Raw genomic sequence first — 26,629 nt, forward strand, 5'->3', positions numbered from 1 at the left:
CACGGCGTCACGACCGGCATCGTCGGCGAGCATCTGCCGCATCAGGTCGAGCGCCAGCATGGTCGCCCCCCAGTCGCGCGCCGCCCGTACCGGCACGCGGGCCAGCAGGGTGCGCAGGCGGTTGGGGTCGACCCGGCGCCCCTCGACATCGGCAATCGCCGCCGCGGCCTCGGCCCGTGAGCGGTGCAGCCACGCCGCCCGCACCGGCGTCCCGGCCGCCGCCTGCGCCAGCCGGCCGACTGCGGCGGACGCGCGCTCCAGCGGGGGGAGGAGGGACAGCGGATCGGCGAGGTGAAAAATCATTCTTTATATGTCAGAGTGTTAAAAGATATTTGTATCGCCAATCCGGCAACATGTCCATTTTATCGGACACCATTTCCGTCAAGCCGTTCATCCGCAAATACCAGCCCGCGAACCTTGGATTCTCACCGTGCGGTGTTGCTGTCAGGCCGGCCAATGCCCTTGACATCGATCGGAACATAAAGAGAACATAACTTTCTTGTTCAGCCCGGAGAATTGCAGATGACCGACCGTGACGAGATGGCGCGTGCCTTCGATTTCGAGATTGGGTCCTGGCACGTCTCGCATCGCCGTCTGCGAGACCGTCTGGTCGGTTGTCAGGAGTGGGATAGCTTCACCGGGACGGCGAACATGCGGCCGGTGCTTGGCGGGAACGGGAACATCGAAGACAATTTGCTGAACCTCCCACAAGGCGCTTGCAGAGCAATTGCAATCAGGTCCTACGATCCACAGCGCGGGCTCTGGGCCATCTGGTGGCTTTCCACCACCGATCCGCATTCGATCGAGACCCCGGTGGTGGGACGCTTCGAGGGTCAGGTCGGGACTTTTTTCGCGGATGACTGCGTCAAGGGGCGGCCGGTCAAGACTCGCTTCCTCTGGCTGGATACCCACACCGCCACACCGCGCTGGGAACAGGCGATGTCCGCCGACGGCGGCGAAAGCTGGGAAACGAACTGGACCATGGATTTCAAACGGGCGGAGTGAGGACGGCTTTCCCAACAGGCGTTCACCGGCCGGGGGCGATAGGGACGAGCCAGACCGGTTCCGCCGGGCCTGTGTAAAGCAGGAAAGATTTTGTCAAACGGTCGTTTACTCCTATCTCCAATAATTTTACAAAGGCGTCCCCGCCCCCCGTCCTGCCTGGACTCCGCCATGGCGCTCATCGGCTACGCCCGCGTTTCGACCGACGATCAGACCACCGCCGCCCAGATCGACGCGCTGCGCGCCGCCGGCTGCGCCACGATCTTCGAGGAGACCGCCTCCGGCGCCTCAAAGGCCCGGCCCGAGTTGGCGCGGGCCCTGGCCAGCCTGACCAGGGGCGACACGCTGGTGATCTGGAAGCTCGACCGGCTCGGCCGTTCGCTGTCGCACCTGCTGGAGGTGATCGAGGATCTGCGCGGCCGCGGCTGCCATTTCCGCTGCCTCACCAGCCCGATCGACACCGCAAGCCCGCACGGCACGCTGGTGCTGCAGATGCTGGGCGCGGTGGCCGAGTATGAACGCTCGCTGATCCGCGAGCGGACGAAGGCCGGGCTGAAGGCGGCCAAGGCGCGGGGCCGGGTCGGCGGCAATCCCAAGCTGAAGCAGGGCGACGCAGCGATGGCGCGGCGTCTGGCCGAACGGCAGCGCCAGCTCTACCTGCTGGAGTTGACCCGCACCGCGGAGGAATGGCTGCCCACCGTGCGGCGGCTCCGGCTGGCCCACTCCCCGGCCCGCTCCTGGGCGGCGGTGACGCGGGCGGTGAACGCCAGGCTGCCGCCGGGCCGGCATTGGACCGCCGAACGGCTGCGCCGCGCCGTTCGCGCCTTCGTCGAGGAAGGGCTGGCGGAAAGGGCACTGCTCGACAAGGCGCCACCCGTGCGCGGGGATGACCGGCTGATGGTGCTGGTCGCCGGCATCGCCCGGGCGAACCCGAAGCTCTCGCTGCGGGCCATCGGCGCCCAGTTGGAGGCGATGCGGGAGACCACGCCGCGCGGCGGGCGCAGTTGGGCCGCAGCCTCGGTCAAGAACCTGCTGGATCGCGCCCGTGCCCAGGGGCTGCTTCCTGCCGGATCACCGGCCGGGACCTGACCCCCGGCGCAATCCCCGGAGTGACGCCCCTCACCCTGTTGAAGCTGTTGGGTCAAGCGCGCGGTCACCCGCGGCGGCCTCCCATCCGGGCCTGCCAATCCCGGCTGTAGAGCTGTCCATGGCTGGCAAGCGGTGCCGTCCGGCCGGTTTCCAGATCGAGCACCGGCATGTCGGCGATCAGGGCGGCCCGCTCCACTCCCCCCACATAGGACAGGCTCCCGTCCTCGGCCCGGGATTCCCGGAAAAGGGAGGGGCGGGCGCTCCGATCCGTAATGGACAGATGGGAGGCAAGCTCGGCACGGACGAAAAAGGCGTTGTGGCCGGCCCCGTTGCTGCCGACCAGCGCATAGCCCTTGCGCGCCGCCGCCTGTTCGAGCGCCCGGATCGAAGCGCCGAAATAAAGCCAGGAAGGATGGGCGATGGAGCGCTGGAATGCGGGATCGTATGGGATCGTCAAGGCACGCATGTCGCCCAGGACCGCATTGTATTCGCAGATCACGATGTCCGGATGAACCACGTCGATCGCATCGAACACCCAATAGTCATTGCCGTCGATGTCGATGCTCAGCAGGCCGACGTCGCCGCCATGGCCGCTGCGTGACAGCAGGTCGTTCACGTTTTCCTTCGTTATGAACGCCGACTCTGCGATCAGATCGTGCTTCCAATAGATCCCGTCGTTCCTGATCGCCTCGATGTGCGTCACATTCGCATCGAGGACGAGCCCCCGCCAGTTGCGGTTGCGCATCAGATAGCGGGTGTTGCTCTCCGTATAGTCCTGTACGCCGAACTCGATGAAGCTCTCGGAGCGGACCGGAAGGTTCTGGATCAGCCATTCGATGATGCCGTCCTCGCCGGTCTGCGAGAACACCGTGAATTCGACGTCGGACAGGTGGGGGATGCACTTGCGGGCGCGCAGGGACTCGCCCAGAGCACGGGCGGTCAGCAGAAGCTGACGCTCCGCCGAACGCTGCTGCTGGCGGTGATGATCCCAGGCCAGGGCGCGTCCGGCACGGAAAAGAGGAACCAGATCCTCCAGCTCGGCAGACATCGGCGGTGTCCTTTTTGCGTGTCGTGGCGGAAGCGGGTCAGGCCCGAAGGTAATCGCAATTCTGGCACAAGGGATTGGAGACGCGGTTGTCGAGAAATTCCCGGCGCAGCGACCGCATCGGCCCGCCGTTCCAGATTTCCTTCAGCGACTGCGTCGCCACATTGCCCAGGACATAGCGCTTGTCATAGTCGTAGCAGCAGGGCACGACGTCGCCGTCCCAGGTGACGGTCAACCTGCTCCATGGAAAGCGGCAGGTGACGTGGTCCTGCTGCGGCGGCCGGTCGCCGGCAAGGATGCTCACGTCCGGCGCATTGCCGTCCCAGGTGACGAACTCCTTGGCGAAGAAGGCGTCGACCCCGTCGAGGTTCGACCAATAGTCCCGCTTCCGGGCGATGCTGTCGCCGTTCAGGCCGAAATCGATCATCGACACGATGACCTGGACCTTGGATTTGAAGGATTTCTTCAGCGTCAGGAAGTCGAGCAGGTTGCGGACGGAGGCGTCATAGGCATCCGCGACCCCGCGAATGCGTTCGAACGACGCATCGTCATGGCCGTCGATCGACAGATAGAGCTTGGCAGGACGGGCCCGCAGCAGCGCCAACGCCGTCGGCCGCTTCAGCATCAGCGGGTTCAGCGACAGGGCAGCGGGCACGCCGCGCGCCGAGGCGTAGGCGACGAAGCGGTCAAAGTCCGGATGAACGAGGCTCTCGCCGAAATGATGCAGCCAGCAATCCGCCTGCGCCGCCTGTTTCGGGTTCTCCAGCACGTACTCGTCGATCACCTTGCGGAACAGGCCGAAGTCCATCAGCCCCTGCGGGCGCGTCATGTTGCCGGTGCGCGCGCACATGACGCATCGGAAGGGACAGCGGTTGGTCAGCTCGATGTTGAAAACCGAGAAGGGCGTGTCGAGCACCGTCGGGTCGGCCGCTGTGGCGGAGATCGGTACAGCGGTCGGGGGAGTGGAGACTTTCATCGTCAATTCCGTCCTCCAAGGCCGGCGGCGAGCAACGGACCCAGCGCCTGCCCGAGCGGTCCCAGCAGCCGCAACGTGGCGGCCACCCATTGGCCCTCGTCCCGCACCGCCGCGCCCACCAGTCGGCGGGCCTCCTCCGCGTCGCCCAGTTCCAGCAGCGCCCGCGCCCGCCCGAGGCGGGGCAGGGCAAGGCAGGCGAAGTCCCCACGCTCGCCGTTGAAATCCTCCAACGCCTCCTGCGGCCGGTTCCATGCAAGCCTGAGCATGCCGCGGAAGACGCGTCCTCTGGCTGTATCGGGATCGTTCAGACCGTCTCCGTCGAACGCACGGGCGGCGGCGTCGAGGTCTCCGGCACGGAGTTGCACCAGCCCCCCGATCATGCGCACCCAGCCCATGTCGGGATTCCGCAAGCGGACGGCGTCGCAGGCGGCCATCGCCTCACGGAGCCGGCCGTCCAGCAGCAGCGTCTGCGCGGTCATCAGGCCGGCCCACCAGCGCAGATCGTGACCGCTCTCCCAAATGCGCCGGTAAGCCGCCAGTGCGGATTCGGTTTCGAAGCGGAGCCGGTGATACTGGCCGAGCACATACCAGGACGGCATCCGGTCCGGCGCCAGGACGACCGAAGCCGCCAGTTCCCGCCTCGCGTCTGCCGGCCGGTTCAGCAGAAGCAGGGAAAAGCCCCGCTGATGGTGAAGGCCGTAGCGGTCCTGCGCATGGGGGGCCGCAAGATCGCACCAGCGCAGCGCTTCCTCATGGCGATCACGGATTTGGCCGGCCAGTTCGACGACGAGATCGGGCAGATGAGCGGCGGCGGCACGCGGACAAACGGCAAGCGCATGGGCGACGAGGGCGAGCGCATCGTCGGTCATTCCATCGTCCCGGGCGGCCTCCGCCTCATCGACCAGCGCCCGCGCCAGGGCATCGGGGTCGCGGCCATGCGCCAACATTCCATGCGCCAGAACGGATCGCGCGCGCTCCGGGTCGCCCGCGTCCCGCAGCAGGCGGTTCAGGCGCAGCACGGATGCATAACGCCCCGGATCCACCGCCACCGCACGCTCGAACGCCGTCACGGCGGCATCGCGCTCTCCCGCAGCCTCGAGCGCCACCCCCATCCGATGATGGTAGTGGGAGACGGTGGATCTGCGGATCTCCTCCCGCCAATTCTCGATGGCGATCCGGTCGAAGTCTCTCTCCTCTTCAGCTGAGGGATTCGGAAGTGACGATGCCGGTCGGCGCATCCGCGTCCTCATCCCCCTTCCCCGTACCGTTGGACACCAAATGCTGGTCAATATAACAATTCTAATACATTCGAGCAATTCAGCCCGCATATTCAAAATTAGAAAGCCACAACCAGCGGCGCTTCTTATGCGGAGTCTTCAAAAACTTGAGATTGCGAATATACAGTCCATGATAAAATCCGAACGAAGACTCCCCAAACCCGGAGGTTGTCGCGCGCCTTTCTTTTTTCACTTTAGCGGCACCGGGGCGGGGTGTGATGTGATGGGGGGAGATGTCGATCCATGCGGGACCTGATCAGCCTTTCGGCCTTCCCGAAGTCGGGAGTCACCTATCTCGGATTCCTGATGTTTCACTGCCTGTTCGGCGACGCCGCCGAGATCGGCGACCTCGAAAGGAAATACGTGATCGACATTCACGCATGGCCGGCGCTGCGGTTCGCCATGCCGGAGGGACCCCGGATCGTGAAGTCGCATTTCCCGTTCGGAGCGGACCGACCCGGCGTCGAGCGGACGGCCAAGGCGGTGTATCTGATCCGTCACCCCGTCGACGTCATGATGTCGGCGTGGGATTACCGCCGGTTCCTGAACCCCGCCGGGAACCCAGGCGACGATCAAGGCGGCCCGGCCGATGGTCCCGCGTTCCGTCGCTTCGTCCATGGCTGGCTGACGACCGGCGGGGCGGAGTTCGAGGTCGCCGGGCCGTGGCGGCAGCATGTCCGCTCGTGGCTCGACCAGCGCGAGATCCCGGTGCATCTCGTCACCTACACCGATCTGGTCGATCACCCCGGCCGCGAACTGGCGGCCATCCTGCGCTTCCTCGACTTGCCGGTTCCGGCCGAGCGGCAGGCGATGGCGGTCGAACGCAGCGGGATGGCGGCGATGGCCGCACTGGAAGCGGAGGAGGTCCGCAACCGGCGCGACGGCGTTTTCTATCGGCCCGAACTCGCGCGCAGCTATGAAGGCAGCCGCCGCTTCATCAACAAAGGCCATCGCAACTGCTACGCCACCCTGCTGACCGATGAGGAGCGGGCATTGGCCGACCGGACCTTCGGTGCCGAGATGTCTGCCTATTTCCCTGGCGGCAGCGGTGCGGGGGCGGGCTGAGCGGCGTCACGGCAGGGCGCGCGCGACGCCGATCACGGTCCATGTCGTCTCGTCCGGCTCGCGGCCGATGTCCGGAAAGGCGCGGAGCGCCTCCAGCCGGAAACCGCAGGCGGCAAGCGCCAGGCCGAGTTCCCGGTCGAAGAAGAAGCGCATGGTGTGGGTCTCCCGCTCCTCTCCGGCAACCCGGTCACCGGCGAGCCGCAGCACATGGAAATCGACCCGGCAAATCTGGGCCCGGATGTCGAGTTCCGACCGCGTGGTCCTGAGAATCCGCTCGTCCGCCTGGGAGACCGACCGCACCCGATCTCCCGGCCGCTGGGCGAGGACGGCGGGGCCGTACCAGACGTCGAAGAGGAAAAGGCCGGACGGCGGCAGATGGCGCCGGACCGAGGCCAGGGTGGCCAGCAGCGCGTCGTCGTCATGCTGGTAGCCAAGCACGGCGAACATCATGATCGCCGCATCTAAGACCCGGCCGAGGCGAAGCGTGCGGACATCGGCCTCGATGAACTCGGGCGCGGCGACCGTCGTCCCGGCCATGCCCGCCGCCATCTCCGCCGACTTCGCACGGGCGCGGGCGAGCATGGCCGGGGAGCGGTCCACCCCCGTCACGCGCAGCCCACGCGCCGCCAGCGGCAGGGCATGCCCGCCGGTGCCGCAGCCGAGGTCCAGGACGCTCGCGACGGGGCCGTCCGCATGCAGGGCGAACAGATGCGCGATCAGATCGCTTTCACCCGCGTAATCCTTCCCGCCATAGAGCGCGTCATAGACCGCCGCGTAGCCGGTTCCGAAAATCCCGCTCATGCCAGCACCTTCCGCAGCGCGTCGGCGGCCAGTTCCAGCTCGGCATCGGACAGGGCAAGGCCGGACGGCAGATACAGCGCCCGCCGCGCCAGCCTTTCCGCCACCGGATAGCGCTCCTCGCGGAATAGGCCGCGCTCCAGCAGGGCCGGCTGCTCATGCATGCCGAGGAAGAAGGGGCGGCTGTCCACCCCAAGAGCGCGCAGGCGGAGCGCGCATTCGGCCGCATCGAACGGCACCTCGTCATCCAGCACGATCCCGTACATCCAGTACACGCTGCGCGCCCAGGGGCGCTCGACCGGCAAGGCAAGCGGCAGTCCGGCCAGTCGCGCGCCATACTGCGCGGCGATGCGGCGCTTGCGGGCGATGTGGTCGCCGATGCGCTCGACCTGGGCCAGACCGACGGCGGCCTGCAGGTTGGTCAGCCGGGCATTGACGCCCAGTTCGGTGTGCAGGAAGCGCCGGTCGCGGCCGAAACACAGGTTCCGCAGCGAGCGCAGCCGGTCGGCAAGGGCGGGATCGCCGGTGACGACCATGCCGCCTTCGCCGGTGGTGACGATCTTGTTGGCGTAGAAGCTGAAGCAGCCGAGCGTCCCCAGCCCGCCGCAGCGGCGTCCGCGGTATTCGGCGCCGTGCGCCTCGGCGGCGTCCTCGACGATGTGCAGCCCGTGCCGCTCCGCCAGTTCCCACAGGGGCGCCATGTTGCAGGGATGGCCGAAGAGATGGACCGGCATGATGGCGCGGGTGCGCGGCGTGATCTTCGCCGCGACCTGATCGGGGTCGAGGCACCAGCTTTCCGGGTCGCTGTCGACCAGGACGGGCACGCAGCCGGCCTCGAGGATCGCCACCGCGCAGGAGATGATCGTGCAGCTCGGCAGGATGACCTCCGACCCGGGCTCCAGATTGAGCGCGCGCATGGCGAGCTGGAGGGCGGCGGTGCCGCTGGACACGGCGATACCGTGCGCCGTGCCGCAATACTCCGCCCAGCGGCGCTCGAACTCCGCGATGAATCGCCCTTCCGAGGAGATCCAGCCGGTCTCGACGGCTTCGCGGACGTACTCCAGTTCCCTGCCGTCCAGCAACGGCTCGCTCACGACGATCACGGGAGACCTGTCCTTTCCCTGCCGGCCGGCGGCGCTCACTGTTCCATCACGATGCGCTCGGGACCGGCTCCCTCGAAGCAGCTCTTGTCGGCGCCGCCGGCGAAGGGGCCTTGCTTGACCTCGACCATTTCGACCTCCTCGATCACCTGGAAACCGTGTCCGCCCGACGCGAGAAGGATGACGTCGCCGGCCCGCAGAAGCCGGCTGTGCAGATAGGTCCGGCCGCCGTCGTAGAAGTCGACCCGCAGAAGCCCGCGCCGGATCAGCAGGACCTCCTGGGTGTAATCGACCTGCCGATGCACCGGGTTGTGCAGGTGGGGCTTGATGGTCTTTCCCGTCGGGTGGCGCATGAAGGCCAGCTGCTGCGAGAAGCTGGCCGGCGTGAAGAAGGTGATGCCCGGCTCGCGGAATTCGGCACGGACGATGATCGCCAGGGTGCGGCCGTCATGGTCGATGGTCTCGATCATGGCGGCATCCGGGCGGGGGCGGAGATGGGAACGGGGTGGCGGGACAGCAGCATGCCGATGAACGACAGCTCGCTGCCGTCGTCCAGCCCGTGCCGCCCGTCGAAATCATCGCTCCAGCGCATGACGGTGGCGTGCGTGGCGCCTATGAGGCGACGCCAACGCTCCTCGGAGAAGCACCAGTGCGGCACCGACACCCCGGCCTGGAGAAGTCGCAGATCCTGCACCGTGCAAAGGTCGGCCGTCACCGGCTCCGCCGCCTGCCGGACGGGAAAGCGGTTCATCACCATGTGGCGGTGCGGCCGGCGTGCCAGCCGGGCGAGGACCGCTTGCGGATCGGGCAGATATTGCAGCACGCCCGAGACCAGGATCAGGTCGTGGTCCCGGCCCTCCAGGGCGTCGAGCTTGTCATGAAAGCGCAGGCCGTCGCCGGCGAACCGTTCATTGCCGGCCTGCGCCAGGGCCGGGGTTTCCACCACGTCCCAGTCCAGTCGGACGGCCTCCCCCAGGATGGCGGACAGCACGGCATGCCCGTTTCCCAGCCCGCCGCCGAAGTCGCAGACGCTCAGCCGGCCGTCGAAGCCTCCCCCGCGCACCGCTGCGGCCAGAAGTGCGGCGGCAAGCTGCTGGAACAGGGGAGTGAGCACCCCGTCCCAGCGGAAGGCCGACCGCGCCTCCACCAGCCTCGCCACCACCCGCGGATCGTCGTAGGTCTGGGTACCCCGCCGGGCCGCGGCATGGTCGCCGTAGAGGCCGCTGAACAGGCCCATCACCCTGCTCCCCCGGCTTCTTGCGGCCATGCGATCGGATAGGCGGGGGTGCGGCGGGTGCGGACACGGTCCACCGCCTCGTCCAGGATGCTCCGCAAGCGCGACAGAAAATCCTCATGCCGGTAGCCGGCAAGGCGGCGGGCGCCGTTGGCGGCCAGGGTGGCGGCCAGGGCATCGTCATGCCACAGCCGGCCCATGGCATCGGCCAGCGAGACCGCATCGCGCGGATCGATGTAGAGGGCGCCGTCGCCGAGCTGGTCGCGGATGCTGGGCAGATCGCTGACGATGACCGGCCGGCCGAAGCTCCAGGCTTCCAACGGTGGCATGTTGGTGGGACCGAAGAAGGTCGGCATGACCAGCCCGGCCGACAGGCTGTAGAGCGCCGGCATGTCGCGGTCGGGCACAAATCCCAGATAGTGGATGCGGTCGCGCACCCCCAGCCTGTCCGCCAGGGCCATCACATCGATGAAATTCCGCGCCCGCCATTTCTCCGTGTAGCTTCCGGCGAACACCACCCTGACGGCTTCGTCCCCGCCATCGGCGAGGTGGCCGAGCGCCTCGACGATCAGGCGATGGTTCTTGTGCATCCAGAACTGCGCCGGATAGAAATAATAACGCTCCGGCAGACCGTACCGCGTCCGGACCCTGGCGAGGTCCCTCTGCGTCGGCGGGCGGGAGCGGCGGACCGGCGGAAAGAAGGGCAGCACCCGGATGCGGTCGCCGTCGATCAGGTCGCCATAGAAGCGGAGCACGTCCTGCCGCCCCGCCTCGGAATCGACCAGGACCAGAGTGGCGTAGCGGCAGATCGTCCGGTAGGCCTGCTCCCGCAGGGCGGCGATCCCGTCGGCGCTGACCTCGGGAAACTCCGGCTGGAGGCGGTGCTGCAGGTCGTGGATCGGCACGATGAAGGGGACCAGCGCCTCCGGCCCGATCAGCGACGGGTGGAGGGTGAGCAGAAGGTCGACGTCCTCCTCGCGCAACGCCTGTCCCATGGCGGTGTTCAGCACGATCTCGTCGGTCGGGGGTGGCGGGCGGCCACCCTCGCCATCGGTCGACAGATAGGATTCGGGCGGCCCCTGATGAATGCCCAGATCGCCCAGCGGCAGGATCGGCAGCCGGCCGTAGTGGAGATGGCGGGACTGCAGGATCCCACGCAGGCTTTCGCCGGCGGGATTGACGCAGACCAGATCATAGGGGACCTGCGGGGTCAGGTCCGACAGGGCGTCCAGCAGCGACGCCTCGTACTGGAAGCCACCTCCGGCCGAGGCGGGAAATCCCCGGTAGACACCGACGCGCATGCTCGGACTCCTCACTGGTCTCTGCCGCCCGATCCTTCAGGCCGGCTGCGCCGGTGCGTCCCGCAGCCTCTGCGACGCCTCCGACCGGATGTGCCGCACGATGAACGGGTAGGCGTTGTAGGGATCGGCGATGCCGACCCGCAGCAGGCGCTTGGCGATCTCCGAGACATATTGGCTGGAGATGATCACCGTCGCAGCGCGCAGCGCGTCGGCGACGGCCTCCGGTGTCGTCACGGTCAGATCCCACGCGGTTCCCTTGCGCATCCCGTCCAGAAAACCGGCCAGTGTCAGGTTTTCCCATTTGCCAAGCGCCATCTGCAGGATGCGCCCGCCGCGCGACGCGCCATAGAGATAGATGGGCCGGTCGCCGGGAAGGGCCGCGAAGTCCGCATCCCGGCACAGGCGCGGCAGGCGTGCGGCGAATTTCGGATCGAAGTCGAAGTAGCAGGTCACCTGCTCCGGAGGCGGTGACGGTGCGGCCGTGGCGGCGGACGGGACGGGCGTGAGGGCGGTCAGGCGGCAAAGCCGCTCCTGCTCTTCGGCCAGCCCGGCATCCGCCCGGTCGGCGGCGCGCATGGTGAGCAGGCCGCTGCATCCAAGGGGCGCCTGCGCGGCGACCCGATGGGCCAGGAAGGCGACCGCCGCGTCGCCAAGCTCCGGATCGCGGCGCAGGAGGGTTTTCAGACGCTCCCGCCGCATCAGAAGGCTCGCCGGATGCAGGGTGGCCGCGGTGGATGCGGGGCAGGCGGTGTCGATGGCGTCAAAGCCGATGGCGGTCGGCCGCAGTTCCGCCTGGTACAGCTCCACCATCTCCTCCGGCAGCATCGGCTGGAGCGCCCCGCCATGGACGGCGTCGACGCCAAGGTCCTCAGCCGCGGCCAGCAGCGTCGCGACATGGTTGGGAAAGGGCCGCGCCCCGGGCGGCAGGATGCCGACCCACCCGGCGTCGGTGGCCCGCAACCCGGCCCACAGGCGGGAGCCCGACGGTCTTGCCACTTCCGTGCGCAGGACGCGCAGGGAGGCAAGCCGGCGGACGAGCCTGTCCGGGACGGTCTCCCGCATGCCGTCCGGCAGGACGAGCACCACGCCGACAGGGCCGGCCGTCTGCCCGGCCACCGCCTCCAGCCGCTGCAGAGCGTCGTCCCACCCGTTCTCATCGACCGGCAGCACCAGATCGACGGGAACCGGCGCCGCGCCGCTGCCGGCGGGCGTCAGACCAAGCCTCGGCCGGGCGTCGGCGACGAGGTCGGGGAGGGGGTCGAACAGCACCTCGAGGCTGAATTTCTCCAGGAAGATCGCCTGCGCGTCGCGCGCCATCGCCCGTCCGCGCGCCGGGTTGGCCCGTGCCCAGGCGACATGGGCGAGGATCTGCTCGGCCGTCTCCAACTCGCCGGCGGTGGTGTCGACATAAAGGACGCTGTCGCCGAAGGCCTCCATGATGAAGGGATGGTGGCCGGCGATGGTCAGCGCCCCGGCCGCCGACAGTTCGAAGATGCGCATGTTCGGGATGCCGGTTTCGACATGCGGCTGCAGATGCAGGCACAGCCCCATCCCGTAGGCATTGGCGCGCTCGATCACCGAATGCCCGTCGAACGGCAATGCGCCGCTGAAGGCATCGGCCAGATGCTCCCAGCGGTCGCGGCGGCCGTGCAGCGCCAGCACGCCTGCCTGCGCCAGCAGGCTCAGCATCAGCGGGAAACGCTGGCCGTCCCAGTTGGAGCCGATGTAGAACAGCCGGCTGTCCGGACCCAGCCTCGGCTCCAGCGCCAGGGCTGGAGAACTGGGATACATGGGCGCGGTCACCAGCGGGCGCGCAGTCGGCCAGAACAGGTCGGCCATCCGCCGCCGCATCCCCTCGTTGACGGTGAGCCAGCCGTCATAGGACCGTTCGTTCTGGGCGAAGAACCGGTGCGAGGCGTGGAACTGCGGCGGGTTCCAGTCGCACGCCATGGTCAGGTGCCCGGTCAGCTTCGGGGTGACCTGGGGATGCAGCGACACGACCAGATCGGGGTCGAAGGTCTCGATCTCCGCCGCGCGGCGGACGATGGCGGCCTCCCAACCCTTGGCACCCAGGGCGGACAGCATGCGCAAGGACAGCTCGCGTTCAGCCCACTCGGCGTTCACGGCGAAAGGTTCGAACAGCGCGACGCGCAGCCCGCCGTTGACGCGCCTGCCGGTCACCACGCGCGCCTTGCGCTGTCCGCAGCAGGGATCGTGGCTGGATGCATCGATTGCATGAACCGGGCGCGCTCTCAACTGTTGGGCCAGATCGGCGGCCGGGGCAACTGCGGGCGTACGAACATGCTCGACGCCGGCATATTAATAAAAGATGAATACGCGCGTATTGCCCCGCTGCAGGCCAAACCGCGGGCAGGGGACGAGGGCTGGGGGACGAGGGCTGGGGGCAGGCGACCGGGAGTTTGTCGTTGCGTCCGGCACCGGCGCCGCTTAGATGCCGGGAACGTCCGCCCGTACCGGGGGGCTCCAACAGCCGCGTCCCGCCATGTCCCTGCCCCCCATTCCCCTCCTTCCCAAACGGAAGGACACGGGCGACCGGCCGTCCCTGCATCCCGTCCCGGAAGGCCGTCACGGCGGCTGGTTCCGCAGCCGCCTGTTCCTGCTCCGCGCCCTGGCCAGCCGGAATGTCCGCGACAATGATTTCGCCATCGTCGCCCTCGGGGTGGTTGCCGCGGCGCTGATCGCCGGCGGGGTCGCCCTGCTCCAGAAAGCCGTCGGGCTGCTGCATTCGGTGCTCTTCGATCTTCCGCGCGGCGCCCATCTGAGCGCAGGCGTGGCCATCGGCCCCTGGCAGCCGCTGATCATCCCGATGGTCGGCGGGCTGGCGCTCGGCATTTTCGGCAGCTTTGCCCGGCGCCTGCGGGCGAAGGACATCGTCGACCCCATCGAGGCGAACGCGCTCTACGGCGGCACGATGTCCCTGCTCGACAGCCTTCGCCTTGCCGCCTCGACCTTGGTGTCCAACGCCTTCGGCGCCTCGGTCGGCATGGAGGCGGCCTACACCCAGGTGGGGGCGGGCGTCACCTCCACGGCCGGGCAGGCCGTCAAGCTTCGCCGCGCCGACCTGCGGATCCTGGTCGGCTGCGGCGCCGCCGCCGCCATCGCCGCCGCGTTCAACGCCCCGCTCGCCGGGGCCTTCTATGCCTTCGAACTGGTGATCGGCAGCTACACGCTTGCCGCCCTGGCGCCGGTCAGCCTATCCGCCATCACCGCTGGCATCATCACCCGCTGGACCAGCGGCCACGACACCATCTTCGCCGTCTACGACCCCGTCAGCGTGGGCCCGAGCGACTATCCCTTCTTCGTCCTGGTCGGCATCGGCGCCGCCATCCTCGGCATCGCCACGATGAAGGCGGTGACGCTGGCGGAGCGGCTGTTCCGGGCGGCGCATGTTCCCGTCTGGCTCAGGCCGGCCGTCGGGGGCCTGCTGGTCGGGGCCATCGCCATGCTCTACCCGCAGGTGCTGGGCAGCGGCCACGGCGCGATCCAGCACAACATCGTCCTCGGCTATGACGGGATCATCCTGGCGGCCCTGCTGGCCGCCAAGGTCGTCGCCTCGTCCATCTCCCTCGGCGCGGGCTTCCGCGGCGGGCTGTTCAGCTCGTCGCTGTTCCTGGGCAGCCTGTACGGCAGCCTCTTCGTGAAGATCGCCGGCTGGCTGCTGCCCGACGTGGGCATCCATTATACCGCCTTCATCCTGGTCGGGATGGGGTCAGTTGCCGCCGCCATCGTCGGCGCCCCGCTCACCATGGTCATGCTGGTCCAGGAGGCCACCGCCGACTTTCCCGTCACCCTCGGCGTGCTCACCAGCGTGGCGGTCGCGACGATGATCGTGCGCCGGATGTTCGGCCATTCCTTCGCCACCTGGCGCTTCCACCTGCGCGGCCTGCCCATCCACGGCGCGCACGACATCGGCTGGATCGAGAATCTGACGGTGGGACGGATGATGCGCCGCGACGCCAAGAGCGTTCCCGCCTCCATGAGCCTGGCCGAGCTGCGCCGCATGTTTCCGCTCGGCAGCGCCAAGCAGGTGTTCGTGTTCGACGAACGCGGGGCCTATGCCGGCATCGTCACGCTCTCCGCCGTGCATGATCCGACCCTGCAGGAGGACATGGAGCAGCGCACCGCCGGCGACCTCGCCCGGGCGGCGGATGCCGTCCTGCTGCCGGGGCAGAATGTGCGCAGCGCCCTCAAGCTCTTCACCGACACAGAGGAGGAGAGCCTTCCGGTCGTGGAGAGCGCGACGACGAAACGGCTGGTCGGCTATCTGACGGAAGCCTACGCGCTGCGCCGCTACAACCAGGAACTGGAACGCAAGCGTGCGGAGGAACTGGGAGAACGGCACCTCTTCGGCTGATCACCGGCATCGCGAAATTGGCCAAAGTCCAGGGAGGCACCGCAAGCCTGCTCTTGTCAGGCGATTTGACGGTTTGCCGGGGCAGGAGCGGCGGCGACCTCGGCCAGCTGACGGCGCAGCCAAATGTGGCCGGGGTCGGCGTGGTTGCGCGGGTGCCATGCCGCATGCAGGGAAAATCCCCGCGCTTCGAACGGCAGATCAAAGGTATCAAGCCAGTCGGTGAGACGGCTGACGAAGCGGCAGGGCAGGGTACTGATATAGTCGGTGGTTCGCACCGTCATGGCGGCCAGGAAGAACTGCGGCACTGTCATCACCACCCGGCGCCGTCGGCCGATCACCTCCAACTGCTCGTCCATATAGCCGTAGCAGTCGCCGGTCGGCGACACCAGCACATGGTCGAGCGCGCAATAAGCCTCGAGGTCGAGCGGGCCGGTGCCGCGCGGATGCCCCTTGCGCTGCACCACCTTGTAGCTCTCCTCCACCAGCAGCCGCGCTTTCATCGTCGGCGCAATCACGCGATCGGAGCCGATCTGGATGTCCAGTTCTCCGCTTTCCAGTTGGGAGGAGATCAGCGCGATATTCGGGTTGCGGAAGGACAGGCGGATGCCGGGGCCGGCGGTACTGCGCAACCGTTCCACCAGACCGCAGCTGAACAGCACCGTCGCGTTGTCGCTGGCGGCGATGGTGAAGACCCGCTCAGCCCTCATCGGATCGAAGGTGGAGGGGCGGTTGATCGTCACCTCCAGCGCCTTCAGGGCGGCGTGCAGCGGTTTTTGCAGTTCCAGCGCGCGGGCGGTGGCGATCATGCCACGGCCGGTGTCGGCCGGCACCAGCAGCGGATCGCCGAACAGGGCGCGCAGCCGCGCCAGCTGCGCCGACAAGGCGGGTTGGCTGATGCCGAGCCTGTGCGCGGCGCGGGTAACGTTCAGCTCCCCCAGCAGCATGTCGAGGGAGACCAGCAGATTGAGGTCGATGCCCTTGAGATCGGCCATGATCAATCCATTACAGTTATATGTCGAATACCGATAATCGATTTTGCCTATACCATGAACGCGAATAGTCAAAGGGAGGTTTCGTCATTTCCCGGAGAGCGTCATGACCATTTCCCCGTCGCCGGATCGTTCCGCCGCCCTCTCGCTCCGGCTGCTCAGCCTCGCCTATTTCTGGATGGGCACTGGCGCACTGGCGGTGGTGGGGGCGCTGCCAGTGATGGCCGGCTCGCTGAACCTGAGCGAGGGAGCGGTGGCCTTCCTGGTCTCGGCCTATGCGATCACCTTCGCGCTGGGGGCGCCAGCCCTGCAGGTGCTGTTCGGCCATTTGCCGCGGCGGACCTTGCTGCTGTGCGGGCTATCGGTGATGGCGATCGGCGCAGTGGGAACCGGGCTGGCGCCCAACTATCCGGTACTGCTGGCGATGCGGGTGCTGGCGGCGCTGGGGGCAGCCGCGGTGGGACCGGTGGCCTCGGCGATGGGAACCGCCCTGGTGCCGTCGAGCGGGCAGGGGCGGGCGCTGGCCGTGGTGTTCAGCGGCATGACGGTGGCGCTGGTGATCGGGGTGCCGCTCTCCACCTGGACCGCAGCGGTGGCCGGTTGGCGGGTGTTGTTCCTGGCGATTGGGAGCCTGACCGCGCTGGCCGCGCTGCTGATTGGGGGGCGCATCGCCGACCGGACGCCGGGGCAGGGGGTACGGCTGGGTCATCTGCTGGGCGCGCTACGCAGTCCGGCGATCGTCGGCGGGCTGGCGGTGATGGTGCTGGAAATGGCCGGTCTGTTCGCCACCTACACCCTGATCGCACCGATCCTGCACGACCAGTATGGGGCGGATGCCGGAACCGTCTCGCTGGCTTTGCTGGTCTACGGCATGGCCGGGGTCGGCGGCAATCTGGTCGCCCGCCGGTTGGCCGACCGCTGGACCGCCGAGACGCTGATCACCGCTTCGCTTCTGGTAATGGCCGGAGCTTTCCTGGCGATGCGCCTGCTGCCCGGGCACCTCTGGGCGGCGCTGGCGGTGCTGGTTGCCTGGGCGCTGGCCAGCGACGTCTTCATGCCGTCGCAGCAGCGCCGCATGGTCGAGCTGACACCTGATCTGCGCGGACTGGTGCTGGCGCTGAATGCGTCCTGCATCTATGTCGGGATGGCCGCAGGCTCCTTCGTCGCTGGCACCGCCTCCTCGCTGTTTGGGCTGACGGTGCTGCCTTATGCCTCAATCCTGCTGATCCTCCTTGGGCTGGGAACACTCGGCTTATCGCGTGGCGCGGTGAAGAGGGGTGAAGCCACGGCGGAGCACTCAGCCTGACCCACTCCTCCGCGACCTCCACCATTTGGCGCATGGGGGCTCCACTCACTCCTTAGGATTGGTTGGAGGGAAAATGCGCCGCGCTGCCCGGTACGCTCACTCATCGGCGCCGGCCCGCCCCTCGATGTCGCGCTTCAGCACCTCAAGCGATGCACCGCCAACGGACATCACGCAGCACGAGCGCGACCGGAGCGCGGGCTTGCTGTCCCAACGGTTCACCTCGTCCGGAAACTCAGCCCGCAAGCGGCGGCTCGTCCCAGTCTTCAGCGCGTTCACGAACTCAGACAAGGCGGGCAACCGCCTCACGCTTGAACTCGTCCGTGAAGGACCGCCTCGTCTTCGTCATCAGACACCTTCCCGCTCCACTCGGAGCTTAGCGGAGATGTCCACTGATTCGGAGGAGGGCCAGTAGTTCATCTCCCTGTTCTTCTGCCACATCCCACTGTCCGAACGCGCGAACTCCCTCCCGTCCGGGTGGATTTATGCTCGTCAGCGCACCGGCATCCGTCGGCCTTCAGCAACCCTGACAGCAGTGGGAGGTTGGCATGAGTATGATAAGGCGCAGCTCCGCCGAGTTTCTCGGGACATTCTGGCTGGTCTTCGGCGGCTGCGGCAGCGCCGTGCTCGCCGCCGCCTTTCCGCAGGTCGGGATCGGACTGCTCGGCGTCTCCCTCGCCTTCGGCCTCACCGTCCTGACCATGGCCTATTCCATCGGCCACATCTCCGGCTGCCACCTGAACCCGGCGGTGACCGTCGGGCTGTGGGCCGGCGGGCGGTTCCCGGCCAAGGACATCCTGCCCTACGTGCTGGCCCAGCTGGTCGGAGCCTTCGCGGCGGCCCTGGTCCTCTATGTCATCGCCACCGGAAAGGCCGACTACAGCCTGGCCGTCAACGGCCTCGCCGCCAACGGGTACGAGGCGCATTCGCCCGGCCAGTACGGCATCACCTCGGCCCTGGTGATCGAGCTGGTGCTGACCTTCTTCTTCGTGCTGGTGATCCTGGGCTCCACCGACCGGCGGGCGCCGGCCGGCTTCGCGCCGCTGGCCATCGGCATGGCGCTCGTCCTCATCCACCTGATCAGTATCCCGGTGACCAATACGTCGGTGAACCCGGCGCGCAGCACCGGTCCGGCACTGGTGGTCGGCGGATGGGCGCTGCAACAGCTCTGGCTGTTCTGGATCGCGCCGCTGGCCGGCGGGCTGGCGGGCGGACTGGCCTACCGCGCACTTGCCGAGGAGGAGGCAGCGAAGCCCGCCATCACCGGGCAGGCGAAAAGCTCCACCTGATCCGGGAACGGCTTCCATATCCAGTCGAGGGGACCGGCTCGCAAAGGGCCGGTCCCGGACAGCCCGCCCCGCATGGCCCGCAGATGTCGCAACGCCCCGCCGCCGTCCACTGTTATTCAGGCAGGACAGACGGCGCAGAAGGCGTATCCATGCGGCAGTTCGACCCCGATTCCAATCCGATGACCGAGGCCGATTACGGCATTGTGCTGGGCCTGTTCATCGGCATCTATCTCGGCCTCCTGGTGGTGTCGGCGCTGCCCTTGTTGGCCTGACCGTCACGGCCTCTCCGGCAGCATCAGGCTGCGGTTGACCAAGTTCATCAGTTCGCTCTGGCGGCTGGTTCCGGTCTTGGCGAAGACGCTGCGCAGCTGGCTGCGCACGGTGCTGATCGCCACGCCGCGGCGCTCACCGATCTCCGCCGGGGTCAGGTCGGCCAGCAGGTCGGCGACCAGGGCGGCCTCCACCGGCGTCAGGCCGAACAGTCCGCCCAGGCGCGCGCCCAGCCCCGGCGCCACGGCGGCCGGATCGACGATGTAGACCGCGGCCCGGATGCGGGCGCCGTCTCCTCCCCCGCCGCCGGCATCGCCGAACGGCCCCGCCGCCTCGGGCGACAGCGGCAGAACGGTCAGCAGATAAGGTGCCCGGCCGGACGGGCGCGACACCCGGAGGTCGGCCGCCCCGGCTCGGCGCGCCGCCGCGGTCCTGGCGCCCGCCGACAGCGCCGCCTCCAGCGCATGGGCAAGCCGGCGCGCCTCGGCCCCCTGTTCGGCCTGCAGACGCCCCTGCTGAAACCGCAGCCCGTCCCGCGCATCGACCATCGCCTGTCCGGCCCGGTTCAGGCAGAGGATCCGCCCGGCGGCGTCGAGCAGAGCCACCCCCATCGGCAGGCGGTCGATCATCCGGCCGCTCCAGAGGACCTCCTCCTCCCGGTCGTCCTGGCGCGCCCACAGCCGGACGCGCAGCCGCATCGCCCGCTGAAGATGCGGAGCACAGCTCTGCAGGAGCCGGACCGTGTCGTCGGAAAATGGCGGCCTGTCGGCCGGGCGGAACAGGCTCAGCACCGGCTGCATCGGCGTCAACTCGCCGCCATCGGACAGGGAAACGGAACACAACCGCCCCATTCCCTGCTCCTCCAGCATCTCATTGAAGATCATCGAACGGCGCAGCTCCGCCTCTGGCACCAACTCCTCTCCACGGCGAACCACGCACCGGTGCAGCAGGCCACGTGCCGCTGCAGCATTGGCCCAAAGGTCGCGATGGCGGAAATGGGTGGCGTAATCGCCGAGCACCGCGTCCGAGATGTTGTGGCGCGCCCACAGCGCCATGGTCCGGGCATCCTGGTTGAGCGCCGCGGTGAACAGGAAGCCGTGGGTCGCATCAGCCGAGGCGCAGAGCCGCTCCAGGATGCCGCTCCAGCGCTCCGGAAAGGTCACGGTGTCGTAGATGTCCTCGATCAGGGAGTCCGCAGCCTGCGCCATAGGGAAGTCCTCCGCTTATGGACAATTCCACGTAGGCAACCACTCGCATTCAAGACCAATCAGTTGTGTATAACCATTGTCGGGGTGTTTCGTCCGTCATGTGAAGGATGCGGTTTTCCGGGATTTTCCTCAAAAGTTGCCGAAGCGCTCCCCTGTGGAAGACAGGAGCCATCGAAGCGGAGCATACGGCCATGATCAACGGCAGTGGGAGGACGCACGCCACCCGGCCACCGGCCGGACGATCCGCCCTGCGCAACGCCGGAGGCCGGGTGCGCTGGGCGCTGGTCGCCGACCGCAGTCCGTTGCTGCGCGAGGGGCTGCGGCTTTACCTGGAAACGCTGGGCTGGCGGGTGGTGGCAAGCGGCACGATGGAGGAAGGGCTGGCGTTGTTGGCGCGGGCCCGTCTCGTCCCGCCTGATCGCGGTGGCCCCGTCCCCCTCGTCCCCAACCTTATCGTGATGGGAGAGACGAGGCCGGAGCGTCGGGGGACCGGCGGACCATGGCCGTCCGTCTTCGACCGGCTGGCGGCGATGTGCGGTACCGCACGCCCCGTCCTGCTGTCGATTGCCGCGGCGAACCACGACCTGATGGCCCGTGCGCGTGACTGCGGCTTCGAGGCCATCCACATCGACTTGCCGCCGCTGAACCTGGAAGAGCTGCTGTTGGGCTGCATCCGCCGGATTGAGCGGGGGGAGGTTCCGGGGGTGAGTTGAGGGGACCACCATATGTTTTCATGAGACCATTTCATTTTCTTGTTGGGTGATCTGCTGTGTTGACGCGACATGAACTGGTTTTGTGACGAGATGCTGGGCCGGCTCGCCCGCCTGCTGCGGGCCGCCGGCCATGACACCGCCCTGGCGCCGGCCGGCACGGCCGATCGGACGCTGCTCGGCCGGGCGCAGGCGGAAGGGCGCCTCCTGCTGACCCGCGACCGCCGGCTGGCCGAGACCGCCGGCCGGCATGGATGCCTGCTGCACGGCCAGTCGGTGGAGGAACAGGCCCGCTCGCTGAGCGCCGCCCATCCAGTCGACTGGCTCCAGGCCCCCTTCACCCGTTGCCTAATCGACAACTGCCTGCTGCACCCGGCGCCGCCCGACAGGCTGGCGGAGGTCCCGCTGGGCGCCCGCGGCCTGACTGCTCCGTTCGGCAGTGCCTCCGACGGAAGTCCTTTGACGAGTTGCCCGTGCTGCGGGCGGCTCTATTGGCCGGGCAGTCATGTCCGCCGCCTGACCGGCACCCTCCGGCGGCTGGCGCAGGCCGGGACGCCGCATCCGGGTTGATGTATCCGGATTGACAACGGCGGCGCCTGGGCGGCTTTTCAACCAGACCGAACCGCAAGTTTGCCACCGCGAGAAAGACGGCCCGCCTTCATCATGCCCCTCTCTATCATGCCAGACGAGTCACACCCGGCCCCGAACGCCAATCGCCGCAGAGCCGCCTTCTTCGACCGTGACGGCGTGCTGAACGAGGACATCGGCTTCGCCCATCGTCCCGACCAGATCACCTGGATGCCGGGGGCAAGGGAGGCGGTGAAGCGGCTGAACGATGCCGGCTTTCTGGTCTTCGTCGTCACCAACCAGGCCGGCGTCGCCCGCGGTCTCTACAGCGAAGAGCATGTGCGGACCCTGCATCGCTGGATGCAGCAGGAACTGCACGCCGTCGGCGCCCATGTCGACGCCTTCTACCACTGCCCGCACCATCCCGAGCATGGCGAGCCGCCCTACCGGACCAACTGTGCCTGCCGCAAGCCGGAACCCGGGATGCTGCTGCAGGCGATGGCCGAGTGGCCGGTGGAGCCGAAGGGCAGCTTCCTGATCGGCGACCGCGACACCGACCTGCAGGCGGCGCAGCGGGCGGGCATCGAAGGCACGCTCTACCGCGGCGGCGACCTCGACGCCATCGTCGCCGGCATCCTGGCGCGCTCCACGGACGTCGGCTAGAACAGCCACCACCACAGCAGGGCGCCCGCCGCCAGCCAAAGGGCGATCATGACCATGGCGGCGGCGACGCTGACCGGGCGGGCGGGTCGGCGCGCCGCGGCGGCCCGGTGTTCGGCCAGAAGCTCCGGCGGGATCAGGCGGACGACCAGCAGGATGCCGAGCGGCACGATCAGCAGATCGTCCAGATAGCCGAGCACCGGGATGAAATCGGGGATCAGGTCGATCGGGCTCAGCGCATAGGCGGCGACCGCCATCGCCAGGAGGCGGACAGGCCAGGGGGTGCGCGGGTCGCGCGCCGCCAGATAGACGGCCAGCACGTCGCGCTTGATCGCACGTGCCCATGTCTTCACGGATGCCATTGCCGCCGATCCTATCCTCTGGAGCGGATATTTCAACGTACGAGACCAGGCGCGCGGGACCGGGCGCACGGGACAGGGATGTCCGGGATCACCCGAACGGGAGGGGCGCGGTGCCGGTGGTCTTGGGGCAGAGCCGCCATGGGTAGTCGGCGATCCTTCGGAATAAACCTCCCGCGTCCTTTTTTACCCCCCGCAATCAGTCGTAGGTTTTGTTGCCATTTCGAACAGTTTTCCAAGAAACGCCTTTGAACATCACCCGGAGGTTCCCATGCGGTTCCCGGTGCTCGACGGCTGGCGTGGCCTGTGCGCGTTATGCGTTGCCCTGTACCATTTGCACAGCATCGATCATTTGCATACGATCAACTTCGTGCACGGCAGCTATCTTTTTGTCGATTTCTTCTTTGTTTTGAGCGGTTTTGTCATCGTCCACGCCTATTCCGGCCGCATCGACGGCGGGAAGTCGGCCGGGACCTTCCTGGTCCGGCGGTTCGGCCGGGTCTGGCCGCTGCATGCGGCGGTGCTGCTGGCCTTCGTGGCGCTGGAATGCGTGAAGGCGGTCTCCGGACCATCCGGCGGTCATGTTGGAACCGCCGCCTTTACCGGCACCTATGCCCCATCGGCCTTGGTCAGCAACCTCGCCCTGGTCCATGCGCTGGGGGTGGAGGATCAATGGACCTGGAACATCCCGAGCTGGTCGATCAGTGCGGAGTTCTTCGTCTACATCACCTTCGCCCTCCTCTGCCTGATGGTGCGCCGGCCAAGGGTGCTGGCCGTGGCGATGGCAGCGCTCGCCGTCGCCGGTGCCCTGATGGTGATGCGCTTTTCCGCCAATTACATCGACACCAGCATCGACTACGGCTATTTCCGCTGCCTCTACGGCTTCTTCACCGGCTGCCTCGTCTACCGGCTGTATCGGGCGGCCGCTAACAGGCGCCCCGATACAGCCGTGTCCCGGCTTGCCGGCGGACTGGCCGAGGCGGGGGCGCTGCTGGCGGTGGTGGCCTTCGTCTCGGCCGCGGGGGGCAACGCCCTGTCGCTGGCGGCGCCGCTCCTGTTCGGGCTGGTGGTGTGGGTGTTCGCCTTCGAAGCCGGGCCGGTCTCCCGCCTGCTGGCGACCTCGCCCTTCCAGCGGCTGGGCGCCTGGTCCTACTCGATCTACATGGTGCATGCCCTGCTGATCGCCGTGCTGCAGAAAGGCACGACGGTGATGCAGGGGGTCCTCGGCCGGCCGCTGTTCGTCGAGCGCGAGGTGGAGGGCGGCAGCGACCGGCTGCTCTCCTTCGGCGACGCCTGGGTGATGGATCTGGTGAGCGGCGGCTATCTGCTGGCGGTGATCGTCCTGTCGGCCCTGACCTACCGCTTCATCGAACTGCCGGGGCAGGCGATGGTCAACGGCCTGCTGGTCCGGTCGCGCAAAGCCGCGCCGGCCAGCCCACCAATGGCCGAGGCGGCCTGAACGCCGCCCAGGCCATCACCCCTGGCCATCATCCGGGACGCATCGGACCCGTCAATGACGGGCGAAGACCTGCGGTCCGCCGGCGGCACCGAACAGCATGACCTGATAGGGCTGGCCGACACCCATGTCCATGCCGGGGGCGTCCTGCGGCATGCCGGGGACCGCCAGCCCGCGGGCCTGCGGCCGTTCGGCCAGAAGCCGCCGCACGTCGTCGGCCGGCACATGGCCCTCCAGCACATAGCCGCCGACCCGCGCCGTGTGGCAGGAGGCGAGGTCGTCCGGCACGCCGGCCATGCGCTTCATCGGCGTCACGTCGTCGACGGTGTGGACGGTGACCTCGAAGCCGGCGGCGCGCATGTGCCGCACCCAGCCCTCGCAGCAGTCGCAGCTCGCGGCCTTCCAGACCTCCACCGCCGAACCGCCGGCGGGAACGGCGGCGCGGACCATGCCCGGCAGCCCCATCGACCCAAGGCCGAGCGCCAGAACGGTCGCCAAGGCCCCTTGCGCCGCTCCCCGCATCATCGTCCGCCGCGTCATGCTCATGGAATTTCTCCTAACGAAATCAGTTCTCTGGTCCGGGCGTTCAGGGACGGACGGACAGAAGGCGCAGGGCGTTGGCGGTGACCAGCACGGTGGCGCCGGTGTCCGCCAGGATCGCGGGCCACAGCCCGGTGACGCCCAACACGGTGGTGAGCAGGAAGACAGCCTTCAAGCCCAAAGCCAATGCGATGTTTTGCCGTATGTTGGCCATGGTGCGGCGTGACAACGCCACCATCGCCGCCACGTCGCCGACCCGGCCGTGCAGGATGGCGGCGTCGGCCGTCTCAAGCGCCACGTCGGTGCCGCCGCCCATCGCGATGCCGACATCGGCGGCGGCGAGCGCCGGGGCGTCGTTGATGCCGTCGCCGACCTTCGCCACCCGCTGCCCATCGGCCTGGAGGCTGCGGACGATGCGCAGCTTGTCCTCCGGCAGCAGTTCGGCATGTGCCATCATGCCCAACGCTCCGGCGACCGCCCCGGCGGTCCGGGCATTGTCGCCGGTCACCATCAGCGAGCGGATGCCGGCGCGGTCCAGCGCCGCGATCCCGCTGTGGGCGTCGGGGCGCGGCTCGTCGCGCATGGCGATCAGACCGGCGGCAATGCCGTCCACCAGCAGGACGGAGACGGTCTTGCCCGTCCCGGCGAAGGCGGCGGCCTGCTCCGCCTGCGCAGGCCTCAGGGCGGATGCGGCGGCCTGGGGCGACAGCAGCGCCACCCTACGGCCGGCCACCCGGCCGTTCAGCCCGGCGCCGGGGAGTGCCGTCACCTCGCCGGCCGCGGGCGGGGCGATGCCGCGTTCTGCCGCCGCGGCCAGGATGGCGCGGGCCAGCGGGTGGCTCGACCCGGCTTCCAGCGCCGCGGCGTCGGCCAGCAGTTCCGCCTCGCCGACGCCGAAGGGAGCCAAGTCGGTGACGCGGGGCCGGCCTTCCGTCAGGGTGCCGGTCTTGTCGAAGGCGACGGTGGTGATGCGGCCCAACGCCTCCAGCACGGCGCCGCCCTTCAGCAGCAGCCCGCGCCGGGCGCCATTCGACAGGCCGGCGGCGATGGCCGCCGGGGTGGAGATCACCAGCGCGCAGGGACAGCCGATCAGCAGCACCGCCAGGGCGCGGTAGATCCACTCCGTCCAGCCACCGCCGAAGGCCAGCGGCGGCACCAGGGCGACCAGCGCCGCCACGCCGACGATGCCCGGCATGTAGAGGCGGGCGAAGCGGTCGATCAGCCGTTCGGTCGGGGCCTTGCTCGCCTGCGCCTCCTCCACCAGCCGGACGATGCGGGCGATGGTGTTGTCGCGCGCCGCGGCGGTGACGCGGACGCGCAACGCGCCGTCGGCGTTGATGGTGCCGGCGAAGACCGTATCGCCCTCGCGTTTAAGCTTCGGCACGCTCTCGCCGGTGACGGGGGACTCGTCGACGGCGCTGCGGCCGGACAGCACGATGCCGTCGGCCGCCACCCGGTCTCCCGGCCGCACCAGGATGACGGAGCCGACGGCCAGCCCGGCGGCGGGGACGGCCTGCGGGGCGGCGCCGTCCTGCTCCAGCAACGCCGTGTCGGGCACCAGCGCCGTCAGGCCGCGGATGCCGGCCCGCGCCCGGCCGGCCGCCACCCCCTCCAGCAGTTCGCCGATCAGGAAGAGGACCAGGACCGTCGCCGCCTCCTCCACCGCGCCGATCAGCAGGGCGCCGACGGCGGCGACCGTCATCAGCATCTCGATGGAGAAGGGGGTTCCGGCCCGTGCCGCCGCCAGGGCGCGCCGCGCCACCGGGACCAGCCCAACCATCAGCGCCAGCGGGAAGGCCCAGGGCTCCGTCGCCGGCACCAGCAGGCCGAGCACCGTCGCGGCGGCCAGAGCCGCACCGGCCGTCATGGTCAGCCGGGCCTTGCCCCCGCGCCACCAGGGCGTCTCATCCGCATCGCCGTGGGAATGGGAATGGGCCTCAGTCCCGCAGCATCCCCCGCCGCAAGCAGCATCCGGGCCGTCCGCAACCGGATCGGCGGGGGGGGCGCCCTAGCCCA

At 68.5% G+C, this 26,629-nt stretch carries 26 protein-coding genes and 1 pseudogene; 11 read left to right on the plus strand and 16 right to left on the minus strand.

Annotation, left to right across the window (positions count from 1 at the left end; translation table 11 throughout):
- Positions 1-303 (minus strand): annotated as a pseudogene (locus TSH20_RS28915) (hypothetical protein); the annotation flags it as partial.
- A gap of 219 nt (positions 304-522) precedes the next feature.
- Here TSH20_RS28915 and TSH20_RS28920 point away from each other — a divergent pair.
- Positions 523-1,005, plus strand: coding sequence for a DUF1579 domain-containing protein (locus tag TSH20_RS28920; RefSeq protein ID WP_109157077.1), 483 nt, complete (start codon positions 523-525; stop codon positions 1,003-1,005).
- A 168-nt stretch (positions 1,006-1,173) separates the two neighbouring features.
- Entirely contained in the window at positions 1,174-2,091 is a 918-nt protein-coding gene (locus TSH20_RS28925; RefSeq protein ID WP_109157076.1) for a recombinase family protein, read from the plus strand.
- A 64-nt stretch (positions 2,092-2,155) separates the two neighbouring features.
- Here TSH20_RS28925 and TSH20_RS28930 read toward each other — a convergent pair whose 3' ends face one another.
- Genes TSH20_RS28930 through TSH20_RS28940 form a run of 3 tightly spaced genes read right to left on the minus strand, consistent with a single transcriptional unit; the run spans position 2,156 to position 5,218 of the window.
- On the minus strand, positions 2,156-3,139 hold the full coding sequence (locus tag TSH20_RS28930) for a hypothetical protein (RefSeq protein WP_199232067.1): 984 nt from the start codon (positions 3,137-3,139) through the stop codon (positions 2,156-2,158).
- 37 nt (positions 3,140-3,176) lie between these two features.
- The gene (locus tag TSH20_RS28935; protein WP_158282079.1) at positions 3,177-4,112 is read right to left on the minus strand and encodes a radical SAM/SPASM domain-containing protein; all 936 of its coding nucleotides are present in this window, start codon (positions 4,110-4,112) and stop codon (positions 3,177-3,179) included.
- A gap of 2 nt (positions 4,113-4,114) precedes the next feature.
- Complete coding sequence (locus TSH20_RS28940; protein WP_158282080.1) at positions 4,115-5,218, minus strand: tetratricopeptide repeat protein; 1,104 nt, start codon at positions 5,216-5,218, stop codon at positions 4,115-4,117.
- 414 nt (positions 5,219-5,632) lie between these two features.
- Here TSH20_RS28940 and TSH20_RS28945 point away from each other — a divergent pair, with 414 nt between their 5' ends.
- Positions 5,633-6,454, plus strand: coding sequence for a sulfotransferase domain-containing protein (locus tag TSH20_RS28945; protein WP_109157073.1), 822 nt, complete (start codon positions 5,633-5,635; stop codon positions 6,452-6,454).
- A gap of 6 nt (positions 6,455-6,460) precedes the next feature.
- Here the strand turns inward: TSH20_RS28945 and TSH20_RS28950 are convergent, their stop codons facing one another.
- The 6 genes from TSH20_RS28950 to TSH20_RS28975 are packed head-to-tail and all read right to left on the minus strand — an operon-like array spanning position 6,461 to position 13,068.
- Complete coding sequence (locus tag TSH20_RS28950; RefSeq protein WP_109157072.1) at positions 6,461-7,255, minus strand: class I SAM-dependent methyltransferase; 795 nt, start codon at positions 7,253-7,255, stop codon at positions 6,461-6,463.
- Positions 7,252-8,355, minus strand: coding sequence for a DegT/DnrJ/EryC1/StrS family aminotransferase (locus tag TSH20_RS28955; RefSeq protein WP_109157071.1), 1,104 nt, complete (start codon positions 8,353-8,355; stop codon positions 7,252-7,254). Before TSH20_RS28955 ends, TSH20_RS28950 begins: the two co-directional genes overlap by 4 nt.
- A 35-nt stretch (positions 8,356-8,390) precedes the next feature.
- Positions 8,391-8,822 carry a hypothetical protein gene (locus TSH20_RS28960; protein ID WP_109157070.1) on the minus strand — a complete coding sequence of 144 codons (432 nt, stop codon included), beginning with the start codon at positions 8,820-8,822 and terminating at the stop codon, positions 8,391-8,393.
- Entirely contained in the window at positions 8,819-9,589 is a 771-nt protein-coding gene (locus TSH20_RS28965) for a methyltransferase, TIGR04325 family (RefSeq protein WP_158282081.1), read from the minus strand. The genes TSH20_RS28960 and TSH20_RS28965 overlap by 4 nt, the downstream gene beginning before the upstream one ends.
- The gene (locus tag TSH20_RS28970) at positions 9,589-10,887 is read right to left on the minus strand and encodes a glycosyltransferase family 1 protein (protein WP_109157068.1); all 1,299 of its coding nucleotides are present in this window, start codon (positions 10,885-10,887) and stop codon (positions 9,589-9,591) included. Before TSH20_RS28970 ends, TSH20_RS28965 begins: the two co-directional genes overlap by 1 nt.
- A gap of 36 nt (positions 10,888-10,923) precedes the next feature.
- Positions 10,924-13,068 (minus strand): glycosyltransferase, encoded by a 2,145-nt coding sequence (locus tag TSH20_RS28975; RefSeq protein WP_146205419.1) that lies wholly within the window; start codon positions 13,066-13,068, stop codon positions 10,924-10,926.
- A gap of 322 nt (positions 13,069-13,390) precedes the next feature.
- Here TSH20_RS28975 and TSH20_RS28980 point away from each other — a divergent pair, with 322 nt between their 5' ends.
- Positions 13,391-15,262 (plus strand): chloride channel protein, encoded by a 1,872-nt coding sequence (locus TSH20_RS28980; protein ID WP_146205418.1) that lies wholly within the window; start codon positions 13,391-13,393, stop codon positions 15,260-15,262.
- 56 nt (positions 15,263-15,318) lie between these two features.
- On the opposite strand, the gene TSH20_RS28985 is transcribed toward TSH20_RS28980, so the two are convergent.
- Positions 15,319-16,254, minus strand: coding sequence for a LysR family transcriptional regulator (locus TSH20_RS28985; protein WP_109157065.1), 936 nt, complete (start codon positions 16,252-16,254; stop codon positions 15,319-15,321).
- A 103-nt stretch (positions 16,255-16,357) separates the two neighbouring features.
- Between TSH20_RS28985 and TSH20_RS28990 the strand changes: the two genes are divergently transcribed.
- Positions 16,358-17,557, plus strand: a complete 1,200-nt coding sequence (locus tag TSH20_RS28990) for an MFS transporter (RefSeq protein ID WP_109157064.1) — start codon at positions 16,358-16,360, stop codon at positions 17,555-17,557.
- A gap of 96 nt (positions 17,558-17,653) precedes the next feature.
- On the opposite strand, the gene TSH20_RS28995 is transcribed toward TSH20_RS28990, so the two are convergent.
- Positions 17,654-17,845: a transposase gene (locus tag TSH20_RS28995; protein WP_158282082.1), complete on the minus strand. Its 192-nt coding sequence runs from the start codon at positions 17,843-17,845 to the stop codon at positions 17,654-17,656.
- A gap of 257 nt (positions 17,846-18,102) precedes the next feature.
- Here TSH20_RS28995 and aqpZ point away from each other — a divergent pair, with 257 nt between their 5' ends.
- Both aqpZ and TSH20_RS36225 read left to right on the plus strand, forming a co-directional pair.
- A complete protein-coding gene (gene aqpZ / locus TSH20_RS29000) occupies positions 18,103-18,843 on the plus strand; it encodes an aquaporin Z (protein ID WP_109157062.1) in 741 nt (246 codons plus the stop codon).
- 149 nt (positions 18,844-18,992) lie between these two features.
- Positions 18,993-19,115 (plus strand): hypothetical protein, encoded by a 123-nt coding sequence (locus TSH20_RS36225; RefSeq protein ID WP_256379201.1) that lies wholly within the window; start codon positions 18,993-18,995, stop codon positions 19,113-19,115.
- Positions 19,116-19,118: 3 nt separating this feature from the next.
- Here TSH20_RS36225 and TSH20_RS29005 read toward each other — a convergent pair whose 3' ends face one another.
- Positions 19,119-20,321 carry a helix-turn-helix transcriptional regulator gene (locus TSH20_RS29005; RefSeq protein ID WP_109157061.1) on the minus strand — a complete coding sequence of 401 codons (1,203 nt, stop codon included), beginning with the start codon at positions 20,319-20,321 and terminating at the stop codon, positions 19,119-19,121.
- 191 nt (positions 20,322-20,512) lie between these two features.
- Between TSH20_RS29005 and TSH20_RS29010 the strand changes: the two genes are divergently transcribed.
- The 3 genes from TSH20_RS29010 to TSH20_RS29020 all read left to right on the plus strand — a co-directional run bounded on the left by TSH20_RS29010 (position 20,513) and on the right by TSH20_RS29020 (position 22,261).
- Positions 20,513-21,034, plus strand: coding sequence for a hypothetical protein (locus TSH20_RS29010; RefSeq protein ID WP_109157060.1), 522 nt, complete (start codon positions 20,513-20,515; stop codon positions 21,032-21,034).
- Between the two features lie 69 nt (positions 21,035-21,103).
- Positions 21,104-21,601, plus strand: a complete 498-nt coding sequence (locus TSH20_RS29015; RefSeq protein WP_109157059.1) for a Mut7-C RNAse domain-containing protein — start codon at positions 21,104-21,106, stop codon at positions 21,599-21,601.
- Positions 21,602-21,709: 108 nt separating this feature from the next.
- Complete coding sequence (locus TSH20_RS29020; protein WP_109157058.1) at positions 21,710-22,261, plus strand: HAD family hydrolase; 552 nt, start codon at positions 21,710-21,712, stop codon at positions 22,259-22,261.
- Here TSH20_RS29020 and TSH20_RS29025 read toward each other — a convergent pair.
- Positions 22,258-22,620: a YkvA family protein gene (locus tag TSH20_RS29025; protein WP_109157057.1), complete on the minus strand. Its 363-nt coding sequence runs from the start codon at positions 22,618-22,620 to the stop codon at positions 22,258-22,260. The genes TSH20_RS29020 and TSH20_RS29025 overlap by 4 nt on opposite strands.
- Positions 22,621-22,888: 268 nt before the next feature.
- Between TSH20_RS29025 and TSH20_RS29030 the strand changes: the two genes are divergently transcribed.
- Positions 22,889-24,076 carry an acyltransferase gene (locus TSH20_RS29030; RefSeq protein ID WP_109157056.1) on the plus strand — a complete coding sequence of 396 codons (1,188 nt, stop codon included), beginning with the start codon at positions 22,889-22,891 and terminating at the stop codon, positions 24,074-24,076.
- A 51-nt stretch (positions 24,077-24,127) separates the two neighbouring features.
- On the opposite strand, the gene TSH20_RS29035 is transcribed toward TSH20_RS29030, so the two are convergent.
- Positions 24,128-24,619 carry a DUF411 domain-containing protein gene (locus TSH20_RS29035; RefSeq protein WP_109157055.1) on the minus strand — a complete coding sequence of 164 codons (492 nt, stop codon included), beginning with the start codon at positions 24,617-24,619 and terminating at the stop codon, positions 24,128-24,130.
- 40 nt (positions 24,620-24,659) lie between these two features.
- Positions 24,660-26,480: a heavy metal translocating P-type ATPase gene (locus TSH20_RS29040; RefSeq protein ID WP_247871517.1), complete on the minus strand. Its 1,821-nt coding sequence runs from the start codon at positions 26,478-26,480 to the stop codon at positions 24,660-24,662.
- Positions 26,481-26,629 lie beyond the last annotated feature (149 nt).

Source organism: Azospirillum sp. TSH20 (assembly GCF_003115935.1).
GTDB lineage: Bacteria > Pseudomonadota > Alphaproteobacteria > Azospirillales > Azospirillaceae > Azospirillum.

Coding starts and splice junctions, on each gene's coding strand:
- TSH20_RS28980 (WP_146205418.1), top strand. CDS start 13,391: ATGTCCCTGCCCCCCATTCCCCTCCTTCCCAAACGGAAGGACACGGGC.
- TSH20_RS28985 (WP_109157065.1), bottom strand. CDS start 16,254: ATGGCCGATCTCAAGGGCATCGACCTCAATCTGCTGGTCTCCCTCGAC.
- TSH20_RS28990 (WP_109157064.1), top strand. CDS start 16,358: ATGACCATTTCCCCGTCGCCGGATCGTTCCGCCGCCCTCTCGCTCCGG.
- TSH20_RS29030 (WP_109157056.1), top strand. CDS start 22,889: ATGCGGTTCCCGGTGCTCGACGGCTGGCGTGGCCTGTGCGCGTTATGC.
- TSH20_RS28925 (WP_109157076.1), top strand. CDS start 1,174: ATGGCGCTCATCGGCTACGCCCGCGTTTCGACCGACGATCAGACCACC.
- aqpZ (WP_109157062.1), top strand. CDS start 18,103: ATGAGTATGATAAGGCGCAGCTCCGCCGAGTTTCTCGGGACATTCTGG.
- TSH20_RS29040 (WP_247871517.1), bottom strand. CDS start 26,480: ATGACGGCCGGTGCGGCTCTGGCCGCCGCGACGGTGCTCGGCCTGCTG.
- TSH20_RS28950 (WP_109157072.1), bottom strand. CDS start 7,255: ATGAGCGGGATTTTCGGAACCGGCTACGCGGCGGTCTATGACGCGCTC.
- TSH20_RS28960 (WP_109157070.1), bottom strand. CDS start 8,822: ATGATCGAGACCATCGACCATGACGGCCGCACCCTGGCGATCATCGTC.
- TSH20_RS28945 (WP_109157073.1), top strand. CDS start 5,633: ATGCGGGACCTGATCAGCCTTTCGGCCTTCCCGAAGTCGGGAGTCACC.
- TSH20_RS28930 (WP_199232067.1), bottom strand. CDS start 3,139: ATGTCTGCCGAGCTGGAGGATCTGGTTCCTCTTTTCCGTGCCGGACGC.
- TSH20_RS29005 (WP_109157061.1), bottom strand. CDS start 20,321: ATGGCGCAGGCTGCGGACTCCCTGATCGAGGACATCTACGACACCGTG.
- TSH20_RS28965 (WP_158282081.1), bottom strand. CDS start 9,589: ATGGGCCTGTTCAGCGGCCTCTACGGCGACCATGCCGCGGCCCGGCGG.
- TSH20_RS29010 (WP_109157060.1), top strand. CDS start 20,513: ATGATCAACGGCAGTGGGAGGACGCACGCCACCCGGCCACCGGCCGGA.
- TSH20_RS29025 (WP_109157057.1), bottom strand. CDS start 22,620: ATGGCATCCGTGAAGACATGGGCACGTGCGATCAAGCGCGACGTGCTG.
- TSH20_RS29035 (WP_109157055.1), bottom strand. CDS start 24,619: ATGAGCATGACGCGGCGGACGATGATGCGGGGAGCGGCGCAAGGGGCC.
- TSH20_RS28935 (WP_158282079.1), bottom strand. CDS start 4,112: ATGAAAGTCTCCACTCCCCCGACCGCTGTACCGATCTCCGCCACAGCG.
- TSH20_RS36225 (WP_256379201.1), top strand. CDS start 18,993: ATGCGGCAGTTCGACCCCGATTCCAATCCGATGACCGAGGCCGATTAC.
- TSH20_RS29015 (WP_109157059.1), top strand. CDS start 21,104: ATGAACTGGTTTTGTGACGAGATGCTGGGCCGGCTCGCCCGCCTGCTG.
- TSH20_RS28920 (WP_109157077.1), top strand. CDS start 523: ATGACCGACCGTGACGAGATGGCGCGTGCCTTCGATTTCGAGATTGGG.
- TSH20_RS28970 (WP_109157068.1), bottom strand. CDS start 10,887: ATGCGCGTCGGTGTCTACCGGGGATTTCCCGCCTCGGCCGGAGGTGGC.
- TSH20_RS29020 (WP_109157058.1), top strand. CDS start 21,710: ATGCCAGACGAGTCACACCCGGCCCCGAACGCCAATCGCCGCAGAGCC.